This is a genomic window from Actinomyces respiraculi (genome assembly GCF_014595995.2).
GTDB lineage: Bacteria > Actinomycetota > Actinomycetes > Actinomycetales > Actinomycetaceae > Actinomyces > Actinomyces respiraculi.
In genome coordinates, this window is sequence record NZ_CP063989.1 from 1,634,030 (window position 1) to 1,654,650 (window position 20,621).

Below are 20,621 nucleotides of genomic sequence, written 5' to 3' on the forward strand. Positions count from 1 at the left end.
CTTCCCCTTCCTCACTCATCCGGCACGCACGGATCGAACAGGCGTTCGATCCGATATCAGAGTAGCGCCAGGCAGGGACACGCAACACCGCTCGACATGCCCCTCGCCCCCTGAGAGGCCCTCCCCCGCGCCCCACGGGCCTGCCACAGCCACCCACAGCCGTCTACAGTGGTGCACCTCACCAGACGAGTACCACAGGCCGCCCCGCACTCAGGAGACGAACGTGACCGCCGACGTCAGCCGCCCGCGCAGCCCCTTCCCCTACGACCTGCTCCCCCAGGTCCCCGCCTTCACACTGGCCTCCGACGACATCGCCGAGGGCGAGCGCATGGAGGACCAGTTCACCGCCGTCCACGACAACGTCTCCCCCGAGCTTCACTGGAGCGGGGCGCCACAGGGCACGCGGTCCTTCGTCGTCTCCTGCTTCGACCCCGACGCCCCGAGCCCCTCAGGCTTCTGGCACTGGACGATCCTCGATCTGGACGCCTCCGTCACCGCTCTTCCCCGTGGGGCCGGTGAGTCCGACCTGCTCCTGGAGGGCGCTGCCACGCACGTGCGCAACGACGGCGGCACGCACGCCTGGTACGGCCCCTACCCGCCCGACGGCGACGGCGAGCACCGTTACGTCTTCGCGGTACACGCCCTCGACGTCGACACCCTCGGCCTGGACGACGAGGCCTCCGCAGCCGCCGTCGCCTGCCAGGTCTCCTTCCACAGCCTGGGCCGTGCCCTGCTCACCGCCGCGTACTCGATGCCCGGGCCACTGTCTCCGGGTGCCCGCGCAGCGCTCGACCCGGCCACCGGTACGGGCGGGCAGTAGCCGCCCCGCACCAAGATCACTGCGACCACTGCGACCACTGCGACCACTGCGACCACTGAGTCCGCTGTGGGCCCCTCCGCCGCAGTCAGCGCCCACCCGGGAAGCCGAGGCTGTGCCAGGCCTGGTACAGGCCGATGGCGGCGGAGTTGGCGAGGTTGAGAGAGCGGTTGCCCTCGACCATGGGGATGCGCACGAGTGCGTCCACACGCGGGTGCTCCATGATCTCCTGCGGTAGTCCCGTGGGTTCCGGGCCGAAGAGGAGGGCGTCATCGTCATGCCAGTCGACGTCGGTGTAGAGCGTGTCCGTGTGCGCTGTGAAGGCGAAGATCCTGCCCGGCACCTGCTCCAGACACTCCTGCCAGGTCGCGTGCACCCGGGTCAGGGCGAGGTCGTGGTAGTCCAGGCCCGCCCGGCGCAGCCTCGCGTCGTCCATCTCGAAGAGCGGGTCCACCAGGTGCAGCATCGAGCCCGTGTTGGCCGACAGGCGGATCGCCGCCCCGGAGTTGCCGGGGATCCGGGGCTCGAAGAAGATCACGTGCAGCACGGCGCACATCCTGCCACGGCGCAGTCCGTCCACGTCTCGACAAGCCCGCACGGGGATTCCTAGCATCGGCCCATGAGCACTCCCCCTCTGCCTCCCTCCCCCCATCAGCCCCAGACGGGCCCTGACCCCGACCTCTTGGCTGCGTTGTCTCCCAGCACGCCCCCCTCGGAGCAGCAGCGCATTGCCGGCGAGCGCCCGGATCTGCACGCCGTCCTGGCCGCCAACCCGGGTACCTACCCCGAGTTGCTGGAGTGGCTGCGCGAGTCCCATGACCCAGCAGTCCAGGCCGCCCTCCTCAACCGCAGCGACGCCCAGCCTGACGCCGCGGCCCCGGCTCCACTCCCACCGACGGGCCTCACCACGGGCTCGGCTCCCGTAGCGACCTCGGCTCCGGTGGTCAGCTCCGCTCCCGTGGTCGGCTCGCCCCCCTCGGCGGGCTACCCGCAGTACAACGCTCCGATATTGGGCAGTTACCCCCAGGTTCCCTCGGCCGGAGCCCCGGGCCTCCCGGCCGCGCCACGCCGCCGCAGGCACGCACCGCTGCTCATTGGCGCCGCCGTCGTGGTCCTGGCTCTGGTCGGCGCAGGATGGGGAGTGTGGGCACTGCTGGGACGGGGCGGCGCCTCCTCTTCGGCGGCAGAGACCCTCCAAGACGTCTCCTCCGACTGGACTGAGGGCAGCCACAAGATCTGGAAGCTCGACGTCGACGACGCAGCGATCGCCGTCAACGGGAACCAGATGATCGTCGGCTCGTACAACCGCAGCCACAATCTCACACGCGTGACCGCCTACGACATCTCCGGCTCCGAGCCCGAGGAGCAGTGGGAGGTCAAGGTCGACCAGGAGTACGGAAACCTCAGTTACTGGGGCGACTGGATCCGCGTCGGTGACAACCAGCTGCTCAAGGCCTCTGACGGCACCTCCGTTGAGGCCGACTGGGACGAGGACGACCACCTCTCCTTCATCGGCACTTACGCCTGGCACTGCGACACACGCGACCACTGCACCGGATGGTCCGCCTCCGACCCCACCACGCCACTGTGGGAGCAGGAGGTCGACGGCTCCGCCGACTGGGGGTATGGAGACGTCGCCTACTACGGCTGGGCCGTGCATGACGGCGCCCTGGTCACCCTCGTCGCCAAGGACACTGCCATCCGGCTCGAGGACGGCACGCTCACCGAGCTCGACATCGACAACGATGAGCAGGTTGTCCCTCTGGCTGATGGATGGCTCGTCATCGATAACGACGATGAGGAGATGCGGGTCCTGAGCCCCTCGGGAGAGCAGATCGACGCCTTCGAGGGCACCTTCCCCGACTTCGATGAGGAGCGGTACGCGACCACCTTCGACTCTCCCCGGATAACCGTCGCACAGGCTCGTGCCTACGTCGTCGACAAGGACCTCTCGTCGTCGGCCATAACGTCCCGGTACGACCCGGACAAGGACAAGAGGGACGACGGTTGCGCCATCACCCTGACCATCGGTGAGCGCACGATCGTTCCCTCCCTGGAGGACGGCGAATGCGTCTCCGCTGAAAACTCCTGGTACAGCCTCTCCTCCGACGACTCCCTGCTCATGGCCGTGACTGGTCACCCCGCCCAGACGAACGTGTCGATGGGGCTGGTCGGGATGTGGTCCATGGCGGACGGCAAGCCCGTGCACTTCGCAGGGTCCGACCTGGGCGAGCAACTCATGTGGCTGGCGACGCCCTCGCTCGTCATCGCCTACGACGACGGGCAGGTCACCGCCTACGCCCCCGGCAAGAAGTGACAGACGGGTGGCCCGAGGACGCATCCCCGGGCCACCCGGACTCACGCGGTACTTCCGTTCACTCGCCTCGTGCGAGGTGACGCAGCACGTACTGCAGGATGCCCCCGTGACGGAAGTAGTCCGCCTCCCCGGGGGTGTCGATGCGAACCACGGCGTCGAAGACCACCTGGCCGCCGTCGTCCTTGACCGCGGTGACCCGCACCGTGGACGGCGTGACACCCTCGTTGAGGGCCGTCAGCCCCTCGATGGAGAAGGTCTCCGTACCGTCCAGGCCCAGGCTCGCCGTCGTCTGCCCCGCGGGCAGCTGGAGCGGGACCACGCCCATGCCGATGAGGTTGGAGCGGTGAATGCGCTCGAAGGACTCACAAATAACGGCCTTGACACCCAGCAGCGCCGTGCCCTTGGCCGCCCAGTCGCGTGAGGAGCCCGAGCCGTACTCCTTGCCACCCAGCACCACGAGCGGCACACCGGCCGCCTGGTAGGCCTGGGAGGCGTCGAAGATCGTCTCCTGCTCACCGGTGAGGAAGTTCCTGGTGTAGCCGCCCTCAACACCGTCGAGCAGCTGGTTGCGCAGGCGGATGTTGGCGAAGGTCCCACGGATCATCACCTCATGGTTGCCGCGCCTGGACCCGTAGGAGTTGAAGTCCTTGCGCTCCACACCGCGCTCGGCCAGGTAGCGGCCCGCCGGGGAGTCCGCCTTGATGGCACCCGCCGGGGAGATGTGGTCCGTGGTCACTGAGTCGCCCAGCAGCGCGAGCACACGGGCACCGGTGATGTCCTCGACCGGGGTCAAAGCCATCGTCAGCCCCTCGAAGAAGGGGGCCTTGCGCACGTAGGTGGAGTCCTCGTCCCAGGCGAAGGTCTCGCCCTCGGGCGTGTCCAGGCCCCGCCAGCGCTCATCACCGGCGAAGACGTCGGCGTAGCCGGAGGCGTACATCTCGCGGTCGATGGTGGCATCGATGGTGGCCTGCACCTCGGCCGGGTCCGGCCAGATGTCGGCGAGGAAGACGTCCTTGCCGTCCGGCTCCTGGCCCAGCGGCTCGGTGGCGAAGTCGAAGTCCATCGTGCCGGCCAGCGCGTATGCGATGACCAGCGGCGGGGACGCCAGGTAGTTCATCTTGACGTCGGGGTTGATGCGGCCCTCGAAGTTGCGGTTGCCGGAGAGCACGGAGACGACGGCGAGGTCCGCATCGTTGACGGCCGCCGAGACCTCGGCGGGCAGGGGCCCGGAGTTGCCGATGCAGGTGGCGCAGCCGTAGCCGACGACGTTGAATCCCAGCTCGTTGAGGGCGGGCCACAGGCCGGCCTTCTCGTAGTACTCGGTGACGACCTGGCTGCCGGGAGCCGTCGAGGTCTTGACCCACGGCTTGGACGTCAGGCCCCGGGCGACGGCGTTGCGGGCCAGCAGGCCGGCCGCGACCATGACCGAGGGGTTGGAGGTGTTCGTGCAGGAGGTGATCGAGGCGATGGCGACGTGCCCGTGGTCGAGCTCCGTGACGGTGCCGTTGGCCAGTGTCACCGGGGTCGGCTTGGACGTCTGCGAGGCGTAGGCCGGCAGTGCCTGGCGGAAGGCCTCCTTGGCCCGGCTGAGCACGATGCGGTCCTGGGGGCGCTTGGGACCCGCGATGGAGGGCACAACCGTGGACAGGTCGAGCTCGAGGTACTCGGAGTAGGCGGGCTCGCGCGAGGGGTCGTGCCACAGGCCCTGGGTGCGGGCGTAGGCCTCGACCAGGCGGATGGACTGCTCGCTGCGGCCGGTCAGGCGCAGGTAGTCCAGAGTGACGTCGTCGATGGGGAAGATCGCGGCGGTGGAGCCGAACTCGGGGCTCATGTTGCCGATGGTGGCGCGGTTGGCGAGCGGCACGGCGGCGACGCCCTCGCCGTAGAACTCGACGAACTTGCCGACAACCCCGTGGCGGCGCAGCATCTCGGTGATGGTGAGCACGACGTCGGTGGCGGTGGCACCGGCGGGGATCGCGCCGGTCAGGCGGAACCCGACGACGCGCGGGATGAGCATGGACACCGGCTGGCCGAGCATGGCGGCCTCGGCCTCGATGCCGCCGACGCCCCAACCGAGCACACCCAGGCCGTTGACCATCGTCGTGTGGGAGTCCGTGCCCACGCAGGTGTCCGGGTACGCCTGGGTCACCGTCTCGCCGTCGGCTCCGGCCACCGGCCGGGTGACGACGGTGCGGGCGAGGTACTCGATGTTGACCTGGTGGACGATGCCGGTGCCCGGCGGCACGACGCGGAAGTTGTCCAGCGCCCCCTGGCCCCAGCGCAGGAACTGGTAGCGCTCGGCGTTGCGCTCGTACTCGCGCTCCTTGTTGGTCTCCAGCGAGCTGGCCAGGCCGAAGGAGTCGATCTGGACGGAGTGGTCGATGACCATCTCGGCGGGGGCGAGCGGGTTGATGACCTTGGGGTCACCGCCGAGCTCCGCGACGGCCTCGCGCATGGTGGCGAGGTCGACGATGCAGGGCACGCCGGTGAAGTCCTGCATGACGACGCGCGCGGGGGTGAACTGGATCTCCGTGTCCGGCTCGGCCGCGGGGTCCCACTGGGCGAGGGCGCGCACGTGGTCCGCGGTGACGTTGGCGCCGTCCTCGGTGCGCAGCAGGTTCTCGGCGAGAACCTTGAGGGCGTAGGGCAGGCGCTCCAGGCCCTCGACGGCGTCGAGGCGGAAGATCTCGTAGGCGGTGCCCTCCACGTCGAGCGTGGCGCGGGAGTGGAAGGTGTCGAGGCTGGTCAACGTCGCTCCTAGCGGTCAGAAGTCGTGAGTGCTCAGTCACACCGTAGACGACACTGCGTCACAAGGCGGGATGAAGACGGCAATAGCCCGCATTTGCCGACGAGCGGCCCCGCGTTTACGTCACACCCGCTTTACCCAACGGCGTCGGGCTCAGTGTTCGGTCGGCTCAGTGTCGGTCGAGGACCACGACCGTCTCGAAGTGGTGGGTGTGCGGGAACATGTCGAGCGCACGCACCCCGCGGACCGTGTATCCCGAGTGCAGCAGGGAGCCCAGGTCCCGGGCGAGGGCCGCCGGGTCGCAGGCCACGAGCACCACCCGGCGCGGGCCGAGGGCTGCGACGGCCTCGATGACCTCCCGGCCGGCACCCTGGCGCGGCGGGTCGAGGACGACGACATCGGCCGGCGTGCCATCGAGCCGGCCGAGCTCGTCCACCGCCCGGGCACTCGCACGCCCGGTGTGCAGGCTCACCGTGTCGTAGCCGTGCAGGGTGCGCCGGGCGTCGCCGACGGCCTGTGCGGAGCCCTCCAGGCTGACGACGCGGGCCCCGGCGGCGGCCAGCGGCAGGGTGAACAGTCCGGCACCGGAGTACAGCTCGAGGACACTGGTCCCAGCCACCCGGTCCGCGACCAAGGAGGCCCCGCCGCCCGAGGGCGAGCCGGTGACGACGGCCCGCACGACGGCGTCGACCAGGGCGGCCGGAGCGTCCTTGTGGACCTGCCAGAAGCCGTCGGCGTGCACGCTGTAGCGCAGCTCGCCCAGGCCCAGGCCGGAGGCGTCCACCACCTCGCCGACGCGCCGACGGCTGGCGGCGCGGCCCTCAGCGGTGAGCACCCGACCGTCGATGAGGACCAGCGGCTCGCCGACGGAGGGGGCCACGGCCTCCAGGCGGCTGCCGGGACGGGCATGCCTGCGCCACAGGGCGCGCTCGGTCAGGCCCAGGTCGGCGATGGCCGCCACCGCCAGCGGCAGGCGGCCGGGGTCCAGGACGGTGGAGGAGCGGAAGGCGTGCATACCGAAACGGCCCCGCTCATCGGCCGTCAGGGCCAGGCGGGTGCGGGTGCCGGTCCCGGCCAGGGCGCGGGTGCGGGCATCCTCAGAGGCCTCCGCGCGCACCTCGGAGGGCAGGGGCTCGACGCTGACCGCGGTGCCCCCGGCGGCCTCGGTGACGGCCTGGGCGACGTCCGGGCCACCGATGCGGCGCAGGCAGTCGGCGAGCACCCACCGCTTCCAGGTGCGTTGGGCACCCAGCGCCACGTGGGAGAGCTCTCCCCCGCCCACTCCACCAGGACCGGCCTGGGGCCACACGGGCTCGACCCGGTCCGGGGAGGCGCTGAGGATCTCGATGGCGTCGGCGCGCCAGATCTTGGAGGTCTTCTGGGTCATGACCGCACGGACCCGCTCGCCGGGCAGGGCGTGGCGCACGAAGATCACACGTCCGTCAGGGTCGTCGGTGGTGCGGGCGACGCAGTGCCCGCCGTGGGCGGGGGCGCCGACGTCGAGAAGGACCTCCTCGCGCGCGGCGGGGCGGGTGGTCTCGGGGCGGGGGCTCCTGCGTGCGGGGCGGGTGGTCATCGGGTCTCCTGGCTGTGCTGGCTGTGCTCGCCGTGCTGGCCGTGCTGGCCGTGCAGGTTGTGCTGGCGGTCGGCCGCGGCGTCGCGCATGGCCTGGTCGGCGTCGATGATGCCGGTCGGGGAGGTCTGACGCACCCCGTGGTGGATGAGCCGGTCGCCCGGCAGGCCAAGCTGCCAGGGCACGGAGGCCACGACGACGCCGGGGGTGAACAGTAGCGCCGTCTTGAGCCGCAGAGCGGTCTGGTTGTGCAGGGCCTGCTGCCACCAGTGGCGCACGAGGTACTCGGGCAGGAAGACGACGACGAGGTCGCGGGGGGACTCGCGGCGCACACTGCGCACGTAGGAGATGATCGGCCGGGTGATGTCGCGGAAGGGCGAGTCCAGGACCGTCAGCGCCACGGGCAGCTCGGCGTCGTCCCAGGCCTCCAGAAGCGCCTCTGCGCCGCCGTCGCCGGTGTCGACGGTGACGGCCTCGATGGAGGTCGGGTGCGTGGACTGGGCGTAGGTCAGGGCCCGCAGGGTTGCCTGGTGCAGGCGCGAGGCCAGGACGATGGCGTGTACGTGGGCGGGCAGGACACGCGCGTCGTGCAGGTCCTTGATGGCGATCTCCTGGGAGACTCGCCGGTAGTGGCGGCGCACGGCGGTCATGACGAGGTAGATCAGGGCCATGATCGTCAGCGTGATCCAGGCGCCACGCGTGAGCTTGGTGGCGAGCACGATGAGCAGGACGAGGCCGGTGCCGACCATGCCGACGAGGTTGACCGCGCGCGAGCGCTGCATGCGCGAGCGCTCGCGCGCGTCGGTGGCGGTGGCCAGCGCACGGGTCCAGTGGCGCACCATCCCCACCTGGGACAGCGTGAAGGAGATGAACACGCCGACGATGTAGAGCTGGATGAGGCGGTTGGTGCTGGCGCCGAAGCCGATGATGAAGGCGGTAGCGCCCAGCCACAGGACGAGGATGCCGTTGGAGTAGGCCAGCCGGTCTCCGCGCTGGGAGAGCTGGCGGGGAAGGAACTCGTCGCGGGCCAGGACGCTGGCGAGCACCGGGAAGCCGTTGAAGGCCGTGTTGGCCGCCAGGACGAGGATGAGTCCGGTGACGGCGGTGACGAGGTAGAACATCGGGGCGAAGCCGGTGAAGACGGTGGCGGCGATCTGACCGATGACGGGGTCCTGGTGGTAGCTCTCGCCCAGTGGGGCGCCGTGGTCGAGCAGCTGCGTGGCAGGGTCCTCCACCATGCGCACGCCGGTGGCTCCGGCCAGGTGGATGATGCTCATGAGCATGGCGGCGGCGATGGCGCCCAGGAGCAGCAGTGTGGTGGCCGCGTTCTTGGACTTGGGCCGCCGGAAGGAGGGCACGCCGTTGGAGATGGCCTCGACGCCGGTCAGTGCGGCGCAGCCGGAGGAGAAGGCCCGCAGGACGAGGAAGGCACCGGCCAGGCCGGTCAGCCCCTGTTCCCAGCCTCCCTGGGCGACCACCTCGTAGGCGGCACTGGGCGCCTGGCCCAGGGTGCCGGTGACCTCCTGGACGAGACCGGCCACGGCCATGGCCCCGATCGCCGCCATGTACAGGTAGGTGGGGATGGCGAAGGCGCTGCCCGACTGGCGTGAGCCGCGCAGGTTGAGCAGCGCCAGGACGGTGACGATGCCGACGGCGACCTCCACCTTGTAGGGGGCCACGGCGGGCACGGCGGTCGCGAGGTAGCCCGCGCCGGAGGAGACGGACACGGCGACGGTCAGGATGTAGTCCACGAACAGGGAGGAGGCCACGAGCAGCCCGGCCCGGGGACCAAGATTGGTGGTGACCACCTCGTAGTCGCCACCGCCGGAGGGGTAGGCGTAGACGGTCTGGCGGTAGGAGGCGACGACGACGACGAGGACGGCGACGACGGCCAGGGCGATCCATGGAGACAGGGCCGTGGCGGCCACGCCTGCGACGGCGAGGGTGACGAGCACCTCGTCGGGGGCGTAGCCGACTGAGGACAGGGCGTCGGAGGCGAACACCGGCAGGGCGATCCGCTTGGGCAGAAGTGTCCCGCCAAGAGCCTTGCTGGGCACCGGGCGCCCGACAAGGACACGCTTGAGGCGGTCTGCGAAGTCACGCATGGTGCAGGAGCCTACGTCCGCTTCCCGGCGAGGGCCACACGAGGGGTACCGTTCGGCTCGTGCACTTCGTCATCATGGGCTGCGGCCGCGTGGGATCCACCATGGCCTCCCAGCTGGACAGCAGGGGTCACTCGGTGGCCGTCATCGATCAGAACCCGGAGGCCTTCAGGCGCCTGTCCTCGGGTTTCCAGGGCCGTAAGGTCAAGGGCGTCGGCTTCGACCGTGACGCTCTGGAGCAGGCCGGCATCGACGAGGCCTACGCCTTCGCCGCCGTGTCCTCGGGAGACAACTCGAACATCTTGGCGGCTCGTGTGGCCCGCGAGACCTTCGGCGTGGAGCACGTCGTCGCGCGTATCTACGACGCGCGCCGTGCGGACGTCTATGAGCGGTTGGGCATCCCCACGGTCGCGACTGTGCGTGAGACGGCTGAGCAGATGATGCGCCGGGTCCTGCCCGGTGTGATCACGAGGGAGGCGGAGGACCCGTCGGGCGCCGTCGCCCTGGTGCAGCCGGACGTGTCGGAGGCCTGGGTGGGAACGAGCGTCGCGGTCCTGGAGGAGCGCCTCCAGGTGCGTGTGGCCTGGCTCTCGCGCGCCTCCTCCGCGATCGTGCCGACGGCGTCGACGATCCTGCAGGAGCACGACCGTCTCCACGTGGCAGTGCCCACGGACCGTCTGCCCGCGGTGCAGCGCGCCTTGTCCCGTCCCCCCGTGAAGGAGGCCTGAGCCATGAAGGTCCTGATCGCCGGTGCCGGCTCCGTCGGCCGCTCCATCGCTCGCGAGCTCATCTCCCACGGCCATGAGGTCACGCTCGTGGACCGCTCCCCCGAGGCCATGCGCGTCGCCTCCGTGGCAGACGCCGACTGGCTGCTGGCCGACGCCTGCGACGTCGACTCCCTGGCGCAGGCCGGCGCGGGTGATGCCGACGTCGTGGTCTCCGCCACCGGTGATGACAAGGCGAACCTCGTTGTCTCGCTCCTGTCCAAGACGGAGTACGGCGTGCCGCGCACCGTGGCGCGCGTGAACAACCCGAAGAACGAGTGGCTGTTCGACGAGACCTGGGGCGTGGACGTGTCCGTGTCCACCCCGCGCATCATGACGGCCCTGGTGGAGGAGGCCGTGAGCGTCGGCTCGCTCGTGCCGGTCTTCCGCTTCCACCAGTCGGGCGCGCACATGCACGAGCTGACCCTGCCGGACGACTCACCCGTCATCGGTCAGCTGGTCAGCCAGGTGGAGCTGCCCCCGCACACGGTGCTCTCGGCGATCCTGCGCGACTACCGGCCGATCACGCCGGACACGGATGAGCGTTTCGAGCGCGGTGACGAGCTGCTGTTCCTCACGGCGAAGGAGGGTGAGAGCGCCCTGGAGGAGATCCCGGTGATCTTCACCGCCCAGGACGAGCCGGTCCCCCGGGACGATGAGGCGCCGATGCTTGGCTGAGGGTGGCCCCGCCGGGGCGCCTCAGGGCCGGTGGGCGGGCCGCACGAGCAGCCAGACGAACCACAGGACGACGGCGAACAGCGGCACCCCCAGGACCAGGCGCGCCACGCCCAGGGCGCTGATGGTCTCCTGGCCCGCGAGGTAGAGCGGCACCTCCACCACCAGGCGCAGGGCGAACATCGCGGCGAGCACGACGGTGCCCAGCACGTAGCGGCGGCGGTCGGCGGCACGCTCGGGGTCGGTGCGCCAGGAGGAGCGGCCGGGTGAGGCGGTGCCGTCCGCCGTCTCCTGGCCGGGCTGCTGGGCACTGGCGCGCCACAGCTCCATGAGCACGCCCACCAGCGGCCAGCGCGCCGCGAGGGACACGAGGCAGGCGGTGAGCCACACGGCGTTGATGATGAGGCCGGTGGCGTAGAAGTTCGACGCCTGGCCACTGCGCCAGGCCCACACGGCGCTCACAAGGGCGAGGGCCGCACCGCCCAGGGCCTGGGTGAGCGGCTGGCGCTGGGCCAGGCGCGCCGCCGTGGCCAGGGCGCTCAGGGCGAGGGAGGCCGCCACGGCCGCCACGAGCGCCGTCGGGCGCAGCGCCATGACGACGACGAAGACGAGTGTCGGCAGGACGGACTCCGCCGCCCCCCGCCAGCCGCCCACTGCGGCGGCGGCGTCGAAACGCTCACCACTGATCGCACCGAGGCCGGTGCGCGGACCGGCGGGGACCTGAGCGGCGGAGGCCTGGGCCGTGGGGTCCTGGGCGCTGTGGGCGACGGCGGCGTCGCTCACGCCGTCGCGAACGGGCTGGGTCACTGGTCCTCCCCCAGGAGCTCGTAGGCGGGGTTGGACATCGTGGGGCGCGTGCGGCCGGCGGCCACCACGCCCTCAGCGCGCAGGTGCACGCCCGGGCGGATGCCGGCGATCGAGCGGCGTCCGATCCACACCAGGTCGATACTGCCGGTGCCGTCGTAGAGCTGGCCCGTGAGCACGGGCTTGGCGGTCACGGGGCCGTAGGTGACGGCCCTGAGGACCCCGGAGACGGTGGCGCGGGTGCGGGGGACGACCTCACCGACCGGCGTCGTGCCCCGGCGGGCGGCGATGCGGGCCTCGTCATCGGCGTCGATCTGCTCGCGGCTGATGCGCAGGTCGGCAACCGCATGGGACATCCGTGACCACAGGCTCATCGGACTTCGGCAATGGTCGGGCCGGGCTCGAGGGGGGCCAGGCCGGGCAGGTTCTCCACGACGGGCGCCGGGGCCGCACCGGGTACGTGCAGAGGCAGGACCTCGCGGGGCGGGCGGGCCTGGCTGTCACGGACGACGACGACGTCGTCGAACACCTCGCGCAGGGCCGCGGCGGCCTCGTCATCCGTGGCGGCACGCCCCTGCAGGACGCCGCGCAGGAACCAGCGGGGGCCGTCGACGCCGATGAAGCGGGCGGGGACGCTGGACCTGTCCCCCTCGGGGCTGCGCACAGGGACCTGGGCCAGCAGCTCGGTGCCGTGGGGCCCCTGGAGCACCTTGAGGCTCGCGTGGGCGCGGGTGAGCTCGGCGGTGATGTCGGCGCGCAGCTCCTCCCAGATGCCGTCGCTGCGGGGGGCGGCGAAGGCGCGCAGCTCAAGGGTGGAGCCGCCCAGGGCGAGGACGAGCGCGACGGGCGATCCCCCTTCGCGGGGCTGATCCAGGCGCATCTGCATGCCGTCGACGGCGGGCACACGCAGGGAGCCGAGGTCGATGCGGGGTGTGTCGGGCGCGGCGGCGGCATCCCACGGACCGGTGGCACTGGCCGCCCCGGTGCCGGCCCCGGCGGCAGCGTCGGTCCCCGCCGGGGTCGTCTCCTCATCTGTGTCGACGGCGCGAGCCTCGTCGCGTCGGCGGGAGAACAGGCCCATGGGAGCTCCTCTGATGGGGACGGTGCGGGCGACCCCAGGTTCTGTCGTTGTCAGGGTGCGGCGGGTGGTGGTCCCGCCGACGTGGTCGCGCGACGGTCTCAGCCGGCGCAGTCGGTGCACACGGGCAGGCCCGTGGCGTCGTCGACGTAGGCGAGCTGGCTGCGGTGGTGAACGAGGAAGCACTCAGAGCAGGTGAACTCGTCCTCAAGCTGAGGCACCACGTGGACGCTCAGCTCCTCACGGGACAGGTCCGCGCCCGGGAGCTCGAAGCCCTCGGCGACCTCGTTCTCGTCCTCCTCGATGGCCTCCGAGGAGTGGTCCTTCTGCCGGGCGGTGAGCTCCTCAATAGAGTCGGCCTCGGGCTCGTCGTCATTCTTGCGCGGGGCGTCGTAGTCAGTGGCCATGGCTCGTCACTCTCTCCTCATGGACGGCGGTCGCTGTGGCTTGAGCGGTACCGGGGGTTCCATCCCGCCCGTAGGACGAGCCGGAACGCCCCTGTGGGCAGGGCACGCGCACCATAGCACCACCGCACCGGTGTCGGTACACCATGTGTCACACAGTCGTGAGCGGTCTCGCGCACTGCCTGCACGGCTCACCGGGCCCGCCTCCCGGGGGGTCGGTCCTGAAGGTGGCAGTCTGGGTCCCGCAGGGCGCCGGTGGCACCCGGAACCTGCGGGACCGCTGAAGGGTACTGAGGAGGCCGACCCCATGATCGAGCTTGAGCTGCTGGGCGCCGACGGCGACCGCGTCGTCATGACGGACCGGGACGGACAGCGGTACGCCATCGTCGTCGACGCCGCCCTGCGCGCCGCCGTGCGCCGGGCCCGGCCAGCGGCGCTCGTCCCCGCACCTGAGCCTCCCGCGCCCGGCGCGGTGGTGCGCCCGCGAGACCTTCAGGCCCTCATGCGTGCGGGCGCCTCCGCGGAGGAGGTCGCCCAGGCCGCCGGGATGGACGTCGCGCACGTGCGCCGCTTCGAGGGCCCGGTGACCGCCGAACGTGCCTGGGCGGTGTCCCAGGCGCAGGCCTGCCGCATCGGCTGGGAGAAGGACTCCCCCGTGCTGGGCGAGCTCGTCGTCGACCGTCTGGCCACGCGGGGTGTGGAGCCCTCCAGCCTGCAGTGGGACGCGCTGCGCGAGGGCCGTGAGCCGTGGCAGGTGGTCCTCACCTTCGTGCAGGGCGCGGAGAACAAGCAGGCCCGCTGGGAGCTCGACCTCGCCGCCCACTCGGTGTCCGCGATGGACGAGGAGTCCCGTTGGCTGACCGAGGCGGCGGCCGCCCCGCGGATGGCGGAGGTCTTCGACCAGGACTCCTCAGCCGTGCGGGCCTCCTCCCGCCCGCAGGGGACGACCCCCGCGCCTGAGGCCCCCCACGGCCATGACCGTGCCGTCCAGGAGGCCGGCCCCGAGCCGGGCGCCGCGGAGTCAGCCGGTGGGTCGGCAGATGCTGCGGCCTCTCCGACGGAGGCGCTGCTGGCGGACCTCGCCTCCAACCGTGGCCGACGCACCGAGGTCGTCTCACCTGTTGACGACGAGGAGGGCGCCGAGGCGCAAGGCCCCGTCACCTCGCCCTATGGCAACGCCCAGGTGGTCTCCATGCAGGAGCGCCGCCGGGCCCTGACCGGTAGCCATCCGGCAGGATCACGCCTGCCCCATGGGCGATCCGCTGCTTCCACGCCGGTGTCGGCACCCTCACCCGGATCCGCGGCCGCAGAGCCCGAGGCCGCCTCGCAGGCCTCCGGGGAGGGGACCACGCAGGACACCCTGCCGGACATGCCTGCGGCGCCAGAGCCCAAGCCGAAGCGGCGGGCGCGCCGCTCGGTGCCCTCCTGGGACGAGATCGTCTTCGGCTCCAAGCCGGAGTGAGGCGTCCTGCCCGCTGAGCGCCGACGTCACGGCGCCCTCAGGCTCGGGTCAGAAGCAGGGGGATGGTCGTCTCCTGCACGGTGAGCGAACCGTGTACCCCGGGCATGGCGATGGCCTCGGGCGAGTGCACACGCGGGTCCACGAGCACCCAGGCGTCAGCCATTGCCACGACGACGTCGCCCACGACTGAGCGGGCACGCTCGCTCAGCGGCCCGAGCAGCGTGTGGGCCTCGTCGCGTGTACCCACCCACAGCGCCCTGTCCCCCAGCCTCTCGCGCCACCGTGCGGCGGTCTCGGCGGCGACCTCGGGGTCTGATCCGGTGACGTACAGGTGGGTGAACCGCGGCTCCCCGGCGACGGCGACGACGTCGCGCGCCAGCACCGGGTCCGCCGACAGGTCCACACGGTGAGCGGCCTCGGTGTCCACCATGCCGTGGTCGGCGGTGAGCAGGATCCGGGTGCCGCGCGGGACGCGGCGGGCGAGCTCGGCAAGCATGCCGTCCAGGCGCTCGAGCTGGGTGAGCCACTGGGCTGAGCGCCAGCCGTGGGCGTGTCCAGCGTGGTCGAGCTCGCCGACATACAGGTAGACCAGCGCCACGCCCTGGGCGAGGGCGCGGGCGGCGAGGGCGGGGCGGTCCTCCATGCGGTCGGCCCCCCGGTGCGCGGCGCCGCGTAGGCCGGCCAGGGTGAGCCCGGAGCCGGCGAAGCGCGCGGGGCCAATGGAGACGGCGAGCGGCGCGCTCTGACCGTCGGTGCGATGGGACCTGCCGGGGTCGCGCTCGAGGCGTTCGAAGATGGTGGGCACGTCCTGCCAGGCGCGGGGGTCGAGGTTGTGGCCCTCCCAGCTGATGAGGCTCAGCTGGTCCTCACGGGAGGGCTCACGCCCGGCCAGGCGTTCACGTGACAGCAGGGGGTTGAGGACGCTGTAGCCGACCATGCCGGTGGTGCCCGGAAGAGCACCGGTGCCCAGCGTGGTCAGGGCCGCGGCGGTGGTCGACGGCAGGCAGGTGCGGGCCTCGGGGCCGGGGGCGTTGGCCTCGGCGCTGGACAGCCAGGAGCGCAGTGTGGGGGCGTGGCCCTTGCGGGCCCGCAGGTTCTCCAGCCCAAGGCCATCAACGAGGACGACGACGGTGCCGCCGCCCGCGCGGGGGCCGCGGTCGCCGTCGGGACGAATCCCCCAGGATGTGGCGGCGGCGAGGGCCTCCTCCTGGCTCAGGGTGGCCGGGACGATGGACTCGCGCAGGCGCAGGCCGGCGCTGACGGCGGCCGCACCCAGGACCTGACGCAGGTGGGGTGCGCGGGTACCACCCGGGCTGGTCCCTGCGGTGCTCACACCAGGCCCTGGGCGTGCAGGGAGGAACGTGCGGTGGCGCGTGAGAGCGCCATGGCGAAGGCCTCAGCGCGGGCCAGTGCCGTGTCCCCCTCGACCCCAAGGGCGACGCGCACGACGATGTCGTCGGGCACGGACACGCCGGTCAGGCCGTGATCGGCCTGGCAGTCGGGGTCCGGGCAGCTGGCCGGCTCCAGGTCGATGCGACGCACGGCGCCCCAGGACAGCGCGATGGTCATCTCGGTCAGTCGGCCGCCACCGGCCGCGGGCATGCTCACGCCGTGGGTAAGGGCCACGGAGGAGATGCGTCCCACGGGGACGGCTTCGCTCGTGGCGACGGCCGCGGGCGTGCCGTCCTCACGCAGGGCGTCGTCGACGTGGACGATGACGAGGCGGCTGGGCGTGAGCGCCAGGACGGTGAGGTGGCGGTGGACGGCCTCGTCGAAGGTGGTCTCCGCCTGGACGAGGCTCGCAACGGGCTCCTCCCCGGCGAGGGCAGTGCGCAGCGTGCCGAGCACGAGCTCGGGGTAGTAGCCGGCGCGAGTGACCTCGTCCGTCAGGGTTGTCATCTCGGGCTGGGTCATGGGAGCGATCATGCCATCCGCCCCCGACACGAACGAGCGCACGAGCCCCGACGACGGGGGCGACACACGCCTGCCGACGACGACAGGTCGCTGGTCACCGGCAGCGGGGTTAAGCCTCCTCACCCCAGGCGGCGAGGGCCCGCCTGACGTGCGCGATACGAGTCTCGTCCGGGTAAGGCCGGCGTCGTCCTCATCACGCCCGGGTGTCGCTGTCGCGGCAGCCGCACCCGGCCGGGACAATGCGCACATGCCGACGCCTACCAAGACCCCTTCCCCGGTTGACGGCGAGATCGTGGAGATGGACCTCTCCACGGAGATGAAGACGTCCTTCCTCGAGTACGCCTACTCCGTCATCTACGCGCGCGCCCTACCGGACGCCCGCGATGGCCTCAAACCCGTCCAGCGCCGCATCCTGTTCCAGATGGACCGCATGGGCCTGCGCCCGGACCGCCCGCACGTGAAGTCCTCGCGCGTCGTCGGTGACGTCATGGGCCGTCTGCACCCCCACGGCGACGTCGCCATCTACGAGGCCCTGGTGCGCCTGGCCCAGCCCTTCACCATGCGTCTGCCGCTGGTCGACGGTCACGGCAACTTCGGCTCCCTCGACGACGGCCCCGCCGCACCCCGCTACACCGAGGCCCGCCTGGCCTCCCCCGCCCTGGCGCTGACCGCGGACATCGACGAGGACACGGTCGACTTCACCCCCAACTACGACTACACCCTCACTGAGCCCGAGGTCCTGCCCGCAGCCTTCCCGAACCTCCTGGTCAACGGCACCTCCGGCATCGCCGTCGGCATGGCGACGAACATGGCGCCGCACAACCTCATCGAGGTTGTCGCCGCGGCCCGGCACCTGCTTGAGCACCCCGACGCCAGCCTCAAGGACCTCATGGCCTTCGTGCCCGGGCCGGACCTGCCCACCGGCGGCATGATCGTGGGCCTGGACGGCATCCGCGAGGCCTACCGCACGGGGCGAGGCAAGTTCCTCACCCGCGCCACCGCGCGCATCGAGAACATCACGCCGCGCAAGAAGGGCATCGTCGTCACCGAGCTGCCCTACCTCGTGGGTCCGGAGAAGGTCATCGCGCGCATCAAGGAGACGGTCGCCTCCAAGAAGCTCCAGGGCATCACCGACGTCGCGGACCTCACCGACCGCAAGAACGGCACACGCCTGGTCATCAGCGTCAAGAACGGTTACAACCCGGAGGCCGTCCTCGCCCAGCTGTACAAGCACACGCCGCTGGAGGACTCCTTCGGCATCAACAACGTGTGCCTCGTGGACGGCCAGCCGCGCACCCTGGGCCTGCGCGAGCTGCTCGAGGTCTTCGTGCGCCACCGCCTGACCGTGGTCGAGCGGCGCACGCGCTTCCGCCTGGCCCGGCGACGCGAGCGCCAGCACCTGGTCGAGGGCCTGCTCATCGCCATCCTCGACATCGACGAGGTCATCCAGGTGGTCCGCTCCAGCGAGGACGCGGCCACCGCCCGCACCCGGCTCATGCAGGTCTTCGACCTGTCCGAGGCACAGGCCTCCTACATCCTCGAGCTGCAGCTGCGGCGCCTGACGAAGTTCTCGGTCATCGAGCTGGAGAAGGAGCGCGACGCGCTCGCCCAGGAGATCGCCGAGCTGGAGGCGATCCTGGCCGATGAGGTCCTGCTGCGCAGGGTGGTCTCGCGCGAGCTGGCCCAGGTCGCCGAGCAGTACGGCACACCCAGGCGCACCGTGCTGCTCGAGGCCGCGGGTGCCGGTGCCGGGGCCCTCACCGGCGGCAGCGGCGCGCCCGGCGGGGCGGGGGCCGGGGCCTCCAACGCCATGACCGCGGCGATCGCCGCCAGCGTCATGGCGGGCGCCGGCGACGTGCCCTTGACCGTCCCCGACGACCCCTGCCGGGTGCTGCTGTCTGCCACGGGGCTGGTGGCCCGTGTCAGCGGTCCGGAGCCGGTCTCCCGCGCGGGCGCCCGCCAGCGCCACGACGCGCTCACGAGCCAGGTGCCGACGACGGCGCGCGGCCAGGTCGGTGCGGTCACGGACACCGGCCGACTCGTCCTCATGGACGTGCTCGCCACCCCCGAGGTGCCGCGCCTGGAGGGCGCGCCCTCCCTCGCTGGAGGTCAGCCCGCCCACCTGCTCGTGGACCTCGAGCCCTCAGAGCGGGTCGTGGGGCTCGTGCCCGTGGGCAGCGGCGCCTCGACACCGCTCGTGCTGGCCACGGCCCAGGGCGTCATCAAGCGCGTCAAGCCCGGTGACGAGCCGGTGCGCGGCTCCTCCTGGGAGGTCATCAGCCTGTCCGAGGGCGACCGGATCGTCTTCGCCGGAACGGCCGCGGACACCGACGTGCTCGTGCTCGTCACCTCCGACGCCCAGCTGCTGCGTTTCGAGGCGGTGAAGGTGCGCCCGCAGGGGCGCGCTGCCGGCGGCATGGTGGGCGTCAGCCTGCGTGAGGGGGCGACGGTCCTGTCCGGGGCCGCGGTACCGGAGGCGTTGCTCGCCGAGGCCGTCGTCGTCACGGTCGCGGACTCCGAGGAGGCGCTGCCGGGGATGGGCTCCGGTTCGGTCAAGGTCACGCCCCTGGACCGCTACCCCGCCAAGGGGCGTGCCACCGGTGGTGTGCGCGCCCAGCGCTTCTTGCGCGGTGAGAGCCAGTTGGTGCTCGCCTGGGTGGGGGTCGGCCCGGCGCGTGCGGTCGGCTCCGGTGGTCAGGACGTGGTGCTGCCCGAGGTGGACGAGCGCCGTGACGCCTCCGGCACGCCGCTGGCCGCGCCGATCACCGGCATCGGCTGACGTCCCCAGGTGCGCACTGCCCTCGTGGTGTGCGCACCGCGTGGAGACGCCTCGTTGAGGCGGACAGCAGGCTCTGTGACAGGGCCGACCGGCTCCGCAGCGGGCGGGCCCGGACGTGGGAGTTACACCTGCAGGGAGTACAGCACCGAGCCGCGCGTGGGGGTGTAGCCGAGCTCGTGGTACAGGTCCAGCGCCCCCGTCGGGTTGTCCGAGTCCACGCCCGTGGCCGCGAACTGCATGCCGTCACGCGCGTAGGCCCGCATGGCGGCCGTCAGCAGGGCCTCGCCCACCTGCCGGCCGCGGTACTCGGCCCTGACGCCGAGCATGTCCGTGTAGCCCTCGCGCCAGCCCAGTGCCTCCCAGTCCTGCTCGTAACGCCCCGAACGCAGATAGCCGGCCACCCGGGCCCGGTCTCCCGAGCGGTCCACCGCCATGAAGCTCCAGGCAGGCGCGAAGTAGGCGCGCCCGGACGCCCATTCCTCCACACTCATGGGCGCCTGGCCAGTGGAGTCCGACAGCAGGGCCTCGTTGTGGGCGCGGCGGGCCGCGTCGTCCAGCTCCTCACTCCACGGCTCAACCGAGAGGAACCCGTCGAGGTCGACGTCGGGCACCGGCACGGACAGGTCACGGCGCAGCTCGCGGTACCAGCGTCGCGGCTCGAAGTTGAGCTCGGCCAGGTGCTGCATCATCCGCTCATCACCCTCGAGGACGGTCGTCACCACATGCGCGGGGGCCTCGGCACGCGGCGTACCCACCGCCGCGGCGCGCTCGACGCCGATGAGGTGGCGAGCCCGCTCGACCTGCCAGTGCAGCAGGGCCCCGCCGATGCCACGGCGGCGCCACAGCGGGTCCACGATGCCGATGATGGAGGCGTACACCTTCTCCGCCGGGCGCAGCCGCACGAGCCCGAAGGCACGCATGACACCCTCGGCGTCACGACCGGCAACACCCGAGTAGGTCGGGTCGATGAAGTACTCGGCCGTCTCCTGCGCCGTCGTGCGGTAGGGAGGGTCGTCCACCACCTCCGCCCGGTGCAGCAGGTGCGCCAGGTCCTGGTTGTCGGCGGGACCGAGCGGCAGCCAGGCGAGGTCCCGGGGCAGCGCCGAGCGCGGACCGGGGCGCATCATGCCCCACAGCTCGTTCTCGCCGGGGTGGCGGGTGCATCCGTAGACGGCCACTGGTCCCT

At 71.7% G+C, this 20,621-nt stretch carries 17 protein-coding genes; 6 read left to right on the plus strand and 11 right to left on the minus strand.

Annotated features, from left to right (window positions below; all coding sequences use genetic code 11):
- The first annotated feature begins 223 nt into the window (after positions 1–223).
- On the plus strand, positions 224–820 hold the full coding sequence (locus ID810_RS06815; protein ID WP_166854885.1) for a YbhB/YbcL family Raf kinase inhibitor-like protein: 597 nt from the start codon (positions 224–226) through the stop codon (positions 818–820).
- 85 nt (positions 821–905) lie between these two features.
- On the opposite strand, the gene ID810_RS06820 is transcribed toward ID810_RS06815, so the two are convergent.
- Positions 906–1,364 carry a tRNA (cytidine(34)-2'-O)-methyltransferase gene (locus ID810_RS06820; protein WP_166854884.1) on the minus strand — a complete coding sequence of 153 codons (459 nt, stop codon included), beginning with the start codon at positions 1,362–1,364 and terminating at the stop codon, positions 906–908.
- 72 nt (positions 1,365–1,436) lie between these two features.
- Between ID810_RS06820 and ID810_RS06825 the strand changes: the two genes are divergently transcribed.
- Complete coding sequence (locus tag ID810_RS06825; RefSeq protein ID WP_166854883.1) at positions 1,437–3,134, plus strand: variant leucine-rich repeat-containing protein; 1,698 nt, start codon at positions 1,437–1,439, stop codon at positions 3,132–3,134.
- A 58-nt stretch (positions 3,135–3,192) separates the two neighbouring features.
- On the opposite strand, the gene acnA is transcribed toward ID810_RS06825, so the two are convergent.
- From acnA to ID810_RS06840, 3 genes are all read right to left on the minus strand, one after another.
- The gene (gene acnA / locus ID810_RS06830) at positions 3,193–5,883 is read right to left on the minus strand and encodes an aconitate hydratase AcnA (protein WP_166854882.1); all 2,691 of its coding nucleotides are present in this window, start codon (positions 5,881–5,883) and stop codon (positions 3,193–3,195) included.
- A gap of 166 nt (positions 5,884–6,049) precedes the next feature.
- On the minus strand, positions 6,050–7,456 hold the full coding sequence (locus ID810_RS06835; RefSeq protein WP_166854881.1) for a class I SAM-dependent RNA methyltransferase: 1,407 nt from the start codon (positions 7,454–7,456) through the stop codon (positions 6,050–6,052).
- A complete protein-coding gene (locus tag ID810_RS06840) occupies positions 7,453–9,558 on the minus strand; it encodes an APC family permease (RefSeq protein ID WP_166854880.1) in 2,106 nt (701 codons plus the stop codon). Before ID810_RS06840 ends, ID810_RS06835 begins: the two co-directional genes overlap by 4 nt.
- Positions 9,559–9,617: 59 nt before the next feature.
- Here ID810_RS06840 and ID810_RS06845 point away from each other — a divergent pair, with 59 nt between their 5' ends.
- Together ID810_RS06845 and ID810_RS06850 are read left to right on the plus strand one after the other, a co-directional pair.
- Positions 9,618–10,283, plus strand: coding sequence for a potassium channel family protein (locus ID810_RS06845; protein ID WP_166854879.1), 666 nt, complete (start codon positions 9,618–9,620; stop codon positions 10,281–10,283).
- Positions 10,284–10,286: 3 nt separating this feature from the next.
- Entirely contained in the window at positions 10,287–10,997 is a 711-nt protein-coding gene (locus ID810_RS06850; RefSeq protein ID WP_166854878.1) for a potassium channel family protein, read from the plus strand.
- 21 nt (positions 10,998–11,018) lie between these two features.
- Here ID810_RS06850 and ID810_RS06855 read toward each other — a convergent pair whose 3' ends face one another.
- The 4 genes from ID810_RS06855 to ID810_RS06870 form a co-directional block, all read right to left on the minus strand.
- Positions 11,019–11,681 (minus strand): DUF3159 domain-containing protein, encoded by a 663-nt coding sequence (locus tag ID810_RS06855; protein ID WP_166855084.1) that lies wholly within the window; start codon positions 11,679–11,681, stop codon positions 11,019–11,021.
- 116 nt (positions 11,682–11,797) lie between these two features.
- Positions 11,798–12,154 carry an OB-fold nucleic acid binding domain-containing protein gene (locus tag ID810_RS06860; RefSeq protein ID WP_166854877.1) on the minus strand — a complete coding sequence of 119 codons (357 nt, stop codon included), beginning with the start codon at positions 12,152–12,154 and terminating at the stop codon, positions 11,798–11,800.
- Positions 12,155–12,168: 14 nt separating this feature from the next.
- On the minus strand, positions 12,169–12,879 hold the full coding sequence (locus ID810_RS06865; protein ID WP_166854876.1) for a DUF3710 domain-containing protein: 711 nt from the start codon (positions 12,877–12,879) through the stop codon (positions 12,169–12,171).
- Positions 12,880–12,977: 98 nt separating this feature from the next.
- Entirely contained in the window at positions 12,978–13,283 is a 306-nt protein-coding gene (locus tag ID810_RS06870) for a DUF4193 domain-containing protein (protein ID WP_006549617.1), read from the minus strand.
- 304 nt (positions 13,284–13,587) lie between these two features.
- Here ID810_RS06870 and sepH point away from each other — a divergent pair, with 304 nt between their 5' ends.
- Complete coding sequence (sepH, locus tag ID810_RS06875; RefSeq protein WP_166854875.1) at positions 13,588–14,742, plus strand: septation protein SepH; 1,155 nt, start codon at positions 13,588–13,590, stop codon at positions 14,740–14,742.
- Between the two features lie 37 nt (positions 14,743–14,779).
- Here sepH and ID810_RS06880 read toward each other — a convergent pair whose 3' ends face one another.
- Both ID810_RS06880 and ID810_RS06885 read right to left on the minus strand, forming a co-directional pair.
- On the minus strand, positions 14,780–16,075 hold the full coding sequence (locus tag ID810_RS06880) for an alkaline phosphatase family protein (protein WP_166854874.1): 1,296 nt from the start codon (positions 16,073–16,075) through the stop codon (positions 14,780–14,782).
- Positions 16,072–16,656: a DUF5998 family protein gene (locus tag ID810_RS06885; RefSeq protein ID WP_243856469.1), complete on the minus strand. Its 585-nt coding sequence runs from the start codon at positions 16,654–16,656 to the stop codon at positions 16,072–16,074. Before ID810_RS06885 ends, ID810_RS06880 begins: the two co-directional genes overlap by 4 nt.
- Positions 16,657–16,903: 247 nt before the next feature.
- Between ID810_RS06885 and ID810_RS06890 the strand changes: the two genes are divergently transcribed.
- Positions 16,904–19,435 (plus strand): DNA gyrase/topoisomerase IV subunit A, encoded by a 2,532-nt coding sequence (locus ID810_RS06890; protein WP_166854872.1) that lies wholly within the window; start codon positions 16,904–16,906, stop codon positions 19,433–19,435.
- Between the two features lie 122 nt (positions 19,436–19,557).
- On the opposite strand, the gene ID810_RS06895 is transcribed toward ID810_RS06890, so the two are convergent.
- A complete protein-coding gene (locus ID810_RS06895; RefSeq protein ID WP_166855083.1) occupies positions 19,558–20,562 on the minus strand; it encodes a GNAT family N-acetyltransferase in 1,005 nt (334 codons plus the stop codon).
- Positions 20,563–20,621 lie beyond the last annotated feature (59 nt).

Coding starts and splice junctions, on each gene's coding strand:
- ID810_RS06825 (WP_166854883.1), top strand. CDS start 1,437: ATGAGCACTCCCCCTCTGCCTCCCTCCCCCCATCAGCCCCAGACGGGC.
- ID810_RS06835 (WP_166854881.1), bottom strand. CDS start 7,456: ATGACCACCCGCCCCGCACGCAGGAGCCCCCGCCCCGAGACCACCCGC.
- ID810_RS06840 (WP_166854880.1), bottom strand. CDS start 9,558: ATGCGTGACTTCGCAGACCGCCTCAAGCGTGTCCTTGTCGGGCGCCCG.
- ID810_RS06850 (WP_166854878.1), top strand. CDS start 10,287: ATGAAGGTCCTGATCGCCGGTGCCGGCTCCGTCGGCCGCTCCATCGCT.
- ID810_RS06860 (WP_166854877.1), bottom strand. CDS start 12,154: ATGTCCCATGCGGTTGCCGACCTGCGCATCAGCCGCGAGCAGATCGAC.
- ID810_RS06865 (WP_166854876.1), bottom strand. CDS start 12,879: ATGGGCCTGTTCTCCCGCCGACGCGACGAGGCTCGCGCCGTCGACACA.
- ID810_RS06870 (WP_006549617.1), bottom strand. CDS start 13,283: ATGGCCACTGACTACGACGCCCCGCGCAAGAATGACGACGAGCCCGAG.
- sepH (WP_166854875.1), top strand. CDS start 13,588: ATGATCGAGCTTGAGCTGCTGGGCGCCGACGGCGACCGCGTCGTCATG.
- ID810_RS06885 (WP_243856469.1), bottom strand. CDS start 16,656: ATGACCCAGCCCGAGATGACAACCCTGACGGACGAGGTCACTCGCGCC.
- ID810_RS06890 (WP_166854872.1), top strand. CDS start 16,904: ATGCCGACGCCTACCAAGACCCCTTCCCCGGTTGACGGCGAGATCGTG.
- ID810_RS06895 (WP_166855083.1), bottom strand. CDS start 20,562: ATGATGCGCCCCGGTCCGCGCTCGGCGCTGCCCCGGGACCTCGCCTGG.